The organism is Puniceicoccus vermicola (genome assembly GCF_014230055.1).
Lineage (GTDB): Bacteria > Verrucomicrobiota > Verrucomicrobiia > Opitutales > Puniceicoccaceae > Puniceicoccus > Puniceicoccus vermicola.
Genome location: NZ_JACHVA010000058.1, coordinates 1 through 5,953, shown reverse-complemented (window position 1 = coordinate 5,953; position 5,953 = coordinate 1). Strand labels below are relative to the sequence as shown.

Annotated in this window: 7 protein-coding genes; all 7 read left to right on the top strand. The window is 47.7% G+C overall.

The window, feature by feature from the left end; all coding sequences use genetic code 11:
* On the top strand, window positions 1-509 hold a 509-nt coding region (locus H5P30_RS07560; protein WP_221774319.1), incomplete at its 5' end, for a hypothetical protein.
* 34 nt (window positions 510-543) lie between these two features.
* Entirely contained in the window at window positions 544-1,476 is a 933-nt protein-coding gene (locus tag H5P30_RS07555; RefSeq protein WP_185692360.1) for a hypothetical protein, read from the top strand.
* A gap of 73 nt (window positions 1,477-1,549) precedes the next feature.
* Complete coding sequence (locus tag H5P30_RS07550; RefSeq protein ID WP_185692359.1) at window positions 1,550-2,131, top strand: GNAT family N-acetyltransferase; 582 nt, start codon at window positions 1,550-1,552, stop codon at window positions 2,129-2,131.
* 70 nt (window positions 2,132-2,201) lie between these two features.
* Entirely contained in the window at window positions 2,202-3,032 is an 831-nt protein-coding gene (locus H5P30_RS07545; RefSeq protein ID WP_185692358.1) for a DUF2262 domain-containing protein, read from the top strand.
* A gap of 89 nt (window positions 3,033-3,121) precedes the next feature.
* On the top strand, window positions 3,122-3,478 hold the full coding sequence (locus tag H5P30_RS22650; RefSeq protein ID WP_425504932.1) for a 4-fold beta flower protein: 357 nt from the start codon (window positions 3,122-3,124) through the stop codon (window positions 3,476-3,478).
* 1,105 nt (window positions 3,479-4,583) lie between these two features.
* Entirely contained in the window at window positions 4,584-5,030 is a 447-nt protein-coding gene (locus H5P30_RS07540) for a DUF2059 domain-containing protein (RefSeq protein ID WP_185692357.1), read from the top strand.
* Between the two features lie 81 nt (window positions 5,031-5,111).
* The gene (locus H5P30_RS07535; protein WP_185692356.1) at window positions 5,112-5,459 is read left to right on the top strand and encodes a hypothetical protein; all 348 of its coding nucleotides are present in this window, start codon (window positions 5,112-5,114) and stop codon (window positions 5,457-5,459) included.
* Window positions 5,460-5,953 lie beyond the last annotated feature (494 nt).

The window sequence follows — 5,953 nt, the reverse complement described above, 5'->3', positions numbered from 1 at the left end:
CGTTCTGCAGAAAAATGAAAACAATCGTCATTCTACTTATCCTCAGTCCCCTGCTATGGGCCGCAGAATTGGATGACGCAGATTTCAGTCGATTCATACTTATCAACGATGGAACGGGAGCAAACGAAGATGAACCGCAGGAAGGACAGAAAGGAATTGTTGAGTCTGATCTTCTTGCCGAATTCGGCTTCAAGAGACTCACCGAATCGGAAAAAGAGGAAGCACAGAGACTAGCAAGCGAGTATTGGTTTCAGACTTACGGTTTACTCGCGGAGGAAAGGCTTATCCCTGATTTCAGCTTCCAACTTGAAGAAGAAATTGATGGATTGGGAAGTCCGGAATCAAAGATTTGGCAAGTTCAAGTTCAGCACATGACAGGCGGAATCAATGCTCTTATTTGGATCAACGCTGAGACTAAAGAAACAAGAGCTTGGGGAATTGAAAGAGAACTAAAAGAAATTGAGCAGAACCAGTCAGCCCATACAACTCCAGCCAGCGCTCCGCGCTGACTTCCGCGTATGGCTTTCACGTTATGAAAAAGAAATGAACGACCTAACAAACTCACTAGCACTTCTCGGAAAGCCATACACCCTGACGAAGTCACGCATTGGCGCGGTGACGAAAGTCTTCAGTCAAGTCTATCTTTGTGACCCGAGGGCTCTTAAGGAACTATTTGACAAAGTAAATGAAAAGTTAGGCCAGCTAAATCCCTCCGACGTAAAGTTCTCATTTCTGATATCCTATTCCGATAAGACGCATCACGATGGGGTTGTAGGTGACCTTCAAAACTTCGATAAGATTGCCACAGGGAAGCAAACTGAGCGAGTTGTTCTGCACTGGGCGGCCGAGCATCTCATTGACGGACATGAGAACGAGACAAGCATCACGGTCAGAATTTCGAATCCGATAAATCCCCTCGTGTTTTTACAGGCCGCATTATCGAAATCGCCAAACGATATAGATAATCTAGAATTCGAAATGGGTTCAACCTGTGCAACCGTCAATGGAAGCGGTCAAATTTACGCAGAGGAGGTTTTCCATTCTATCAACCTATGGGTCGAAGCACGCAACAAGCCGCATCCGTTTATGAGCGTGCATCGAATTTATGGAAAATATGAGTGGTTGATCGACCAACTTAGCTTATCGATTCTTCCGATTTTAGTTCTCTCTGGAGCGTGCGCGTATTTCCACGCATTGTTTGAAGAAAAAGCACTTATCGCTTTAGCTCCTGTGCTCTTCGGAGGATTTATGATCCTTCGAGATTTCGGAAGAGGGCTAAACTCTAAAATGGCTTATTGGGCAAACAAATCGAAGTTCTTCAGTGTCTTCCAGCTTACGAACGGGGACGATGATGCTTTAGCAAAGGTTGCAGCTAGCTCAAAAAACAGCTGCATCAAATTAGGACTATCCGCAGCCGGTTCATTAATCCTAAACGTTCTAGCAGGCATCATATGCTTCTACCTTCTGAAATCATAACCAGTCGCTGGTGGTCAACTCCGTTCGCTCGTTCCTCACTCACTCCGCGCCACAGCTCACCGTTCGCAGAGAAATGATAGAAATTACTGAGGTAGAGCTGAACGAGCAACCCGAAGCGGTTCTGGAAGCGTATGCTCGTATTACATCATACTTCCGATATTCTGTGATACTCGATGCCGTGATCCCGGAGCGGGGCTTGGGAGATATCATTTTAAGAGAAAGGACGATACCCGAAAAAGAGAAAAATTACGATGCAATTGAACCACCAATACAATGGGCAAGATCATGGGACCTCACGAAGTGGGGGGTCTTTCACGCTCTCGTTGGCGGGGAGCATGTGGGCGGATGTTTGGTTGCGTATGATACCGAGGGCGTCCATATGCTGGAGGGGCGTTCCGATCTGTCGGTGCTGTGGGATATCAGGGTTTCGTCGCAACACAGAGGTCAAGGAATAGGATCGCAATTGTTCTCCCAAGCTCTAAGGTGGTCGAAATCGCGAGGATGTAAGAAAATGAAGATCGAGACCCAGAACAACAATCTTGGCGCCTGTCGATTTTACGCAAGGATGGGCTGCTCTTTACAGAGTATCAACCGTTTTCATTATCAGGATTTTCCGGAGGAGATTCAGCTGATATGGAGCATCGAAATCAACTGAACGCGAACCTGTCGCTACTGGGCAACGTCGCTAACGCGCCGCGCTAGAGCTCCACGTTCTGAAGTAATCGATGGAAGACATATTCGAAAAGGCTAGAAGGCGCCAACAACAGATTTATGCATCACTAAACGAGCAACCTACAGAATCTTTCCTGGGTCTTGTTGAGGCTAGTGGCCCAGGTGCTTCCAAATCGAAGGGGGAGAAAGATTGGACTGTTTCAATTGGGCTGGTCGCATGGAAAGACTCTAAAGGCATTCTTCAAAAAAATGGAATGACGTTAAGGAAAATTGTGCCAGAAGAGAAGACTGGAGAGCTCACGAAAAAAATTGAACCATATGCGATCGTATCATTCAAAGCGAAGGTGGCAGACTTTGAGGGATTTGATAAGAAACAGGCGTTATTAATCAATCTCGAGAATGCGAACGCACAGGACGATGAACTGAACGAAATCGCGGAGAATCTAAAGCAGCCAGTTTGCCATAAGGTTCCACATCTTGGAACTTTCACGCTCGACCGAAGTGTAAACTGGTATGAGGGCAAGAAACGATATGGACTCAGACATGTTTCCATTTACCTAGATACTTCCGAGGGGGAGGAGTTTTCTGAATTAGCGAAGCAAGCACAAGAAATTTGGAAGAAGATAAAGAAATTGGATCAGGACGCGCGAGACTGTGCAGTAAGCGAACTTCTGGAAACCAAGAATGGATTTTGGCTAAACGATGGTGATTCAGAGATATCTGAGAAAGCATTTCGTAAACAAATGACACTCGATTACTTGAATTTAGACTCGAACGGCAGTGTAGAGTTTGCCTATAACGACGGCGACCTTTTCTGGGGGCATACAATTGTAGTCAGAGGAAATCATGACACTGGATTTACAGATGCCGGAATCGAAGGATGAAAATCAGAACCAGTCGCTGGTGATCAATTCCATTCGCTCGTCCCTCGCTCACTCCATGCCACAGCTCACCGTTCGGGAGAAAAATTATTATGAGCAATTGGATATACAATCGTAACGGGCAAGCTACCTGCATATTAGATCGGGACTGCATAAGGAATAATCGTGGATCAGTTACCGCATGGATTTTCGGAATAAATGTATACTCACTTAGAGGCAGCCACATTGGATGGTTTGAGAACGGCGTCCTGTATGATTCCCGTAATTCCGCAATTGGCTTTTTAAGAGAAGCCACAGGCTTACCTTCCCGCCCAGGAATCGGTGGCACTCCCGGGACTCCTGGTTTTGGGGGCAGGCCGGGTAGACCAGGATTAAGTGGAACTCCTGGGAGACCTGGGCGAGGCGGTTGGTCTAGCCACGATCTCGCGACTTACCTCGCGGATAACTGAGAACAAACCCGAACAAATCGGTGGTATCAATTCCGTTACGGCTCCGCCTCCACTACATCGATACACCTCCACGATAGGTAAGAAAAATGCAAGGAATAGAAGCAAAGGAACTCTGGATGGTCCCTGCATTGCTATTGCTCCCAGGGATTTACCTCCTCTGGTTTACCATAAGAAAAAGGGAATTTTTTCGTCTTGGACTTTGGAAGCGTTGGTCAGGATATCCCAGTCTTTTTGCTTTTCTGCTGGAATTCCCAAATCGTGCGTATGGGCCAAGTGGTGCACGCATTGCCTTAGGGTTTGTTGCTTGTTGCATTATCTTTCTAAGCGGATGGATCTCTCTTGTCCTATACCGTTAATCGCCATGGAATCACCTATCCAGACGGAGGTCTCAACTCCGTTCGCTCGTCCCTCGCTCACTCCTTGAGTCTCCTCCACGATATGAAGAAAACGAAGCACACTAAGCTAATCATCGGTGGCTGGATCGTCATATTGGCTTTCCTCGTTTGTTGGGCTGTGTCTTCACTTACGACGTTCATCTTGTTTGGCAACGCCGAGGCTGAGAGGGTTTCGATGCTATTTTCGATCGCACTGCTTTTTGCTAGCCCGTTAGTCATCACATTCTGCGGATACGCCGCCGCGATCTCGATCCGAGTATTTAGTTCAAAAACATTTACGAAATGGATTATCGCGATACCCTCAGCAGCTGTATCGATTTACCTGATATTCGCACTTACAAAGATCGAATGGAACTAACTAAAATATTATCATATCGCAGAGTCCTCACAACTCCGGGGGCTGCGCCTCCACTCCATCGATGCACCTCTACGAAATGGGAGAGAGAAGAATTTCAAACCACGGATGACCTAGATAGCATGGATGGGAGAGTGAAGATAGAATCCTTTGATCTGTGAAATCCGTGAAATCGGTGGTGCAAGAAAAGCGAACCGAAGAAGAGAAAGCAGTTGCCGAGGACGAACGGGATGGCCAATATCGGAGCCATATCCAGACGGCCTAGGCAACCCAGATTTACCGCCCGTGAAATCGACAATCCCAAGAACTTCGAACCCCGCAGACTGGGCCGCCTAGCCTTCACGTTCTAGAAAAAATGAAATTACTGACATCATTCATCTTCCTCCTATTTTTCGCATCTTCTTTTGCTGCTGAGCCTCCTACCGCTAAACCCAGCGCGCCCTCAATGGCTTTGGCTCAAGTCATCTATTCTAAAGAAATGTTGAGATCGTGGCCGCCCAGCATGAGAAAAGCCGATCCATCAGTCGTAGAAACATGGGAAGAGAATTCCGGCAACACGGTAGACCACGTCCAGACTGAAATCGCGTTCGTTCTGGATTCGACCTATTCAGAAGACGAAATGAAGGAGATTCTATTTTTCTTCAGCACTCCTACGGGAAAGAAGTTCTTAGACAATTCCGCTTTCGGTAATTCTGAAAGCAGTTTGAAGATAAATGAGATTCTCAGAGAGCGGATGCAGACTTGGGGGCAATGGCTCTATAAGCAGGACTCGCCAGAACCAAACGACACAGACAACCAGTGAACCGTTCCGCCAAATCTAAAAATCAACCGGACACCTGAGCCTCCTAGGCTGGTTGTCTGGTCTCCACGTTCGGAATAAAAAATGAGTGAAGGTGAACTACTACTTCTAGTCTTTGGATTCGGGTCTTTCATCGCCTTGGGGGCGGGCTTCATTATCGACCGGCAAGTATGTAGAAAAATTAAAGAAAAGAAGGGAAAGAATTCCAACTCTAGTTTATTCCTACAGAGCTTGTCCCATAGTTTTCTTTTAGCCCCTAGCATTACGCCATTGGGACTTGGCGGTTTCTTTACGCCTTTCGCCATCGGAATCCTTCTGGCGCCGAATCAAAAGGCTGCTTTATTGTCTTTGATCTCGTTTGCTTCGGTTTTTTCTATTACCTTTTGCATCCACTTAGCAGCAAGAACTCACCGACTAAAATCCGAACAATAAACGTTCTAGCCGAGCCGAGGAACGAGGCTCGGACTTGAACGATGGTTGGACAAGCCGCTGAGCGCCTTTGGTCTACGGTCGGCTTATGCGTTTTCTATCAGGCTCGTTTTTGCCTGACTGTATGTCCCGGGCCGGAGATGGCGGTTGGTTTTGGGGAGGTTTTCGAGAGATCGAGCTGACCCGGGGTAGTGGCGAAGGGCGTCCGATCGGTTTTTCGGATCCATTTCTGTCGTATTCATGGGGTGGGCACAGAGGAACCGGGCTCCGGCGGGGCATCGACGGAGATCAACGGGGTGCGGCTGGTCATGAAAGAGTTCATGCGGCCACGGCGTGGAAGAAGTGTTCGTTACGATGGGCTGGAGGGGCCCGGGGCATCTTTTTGATTTTGCGCATGGGGCCTCCGCAGCGCGGGCAGGCGATCTCCCGTCCATGGACCGGTGTGGATTCCGGGGGTGGTTGGAGTTTGGCATCGAGCAGGAGCTGAAGCCATAGCA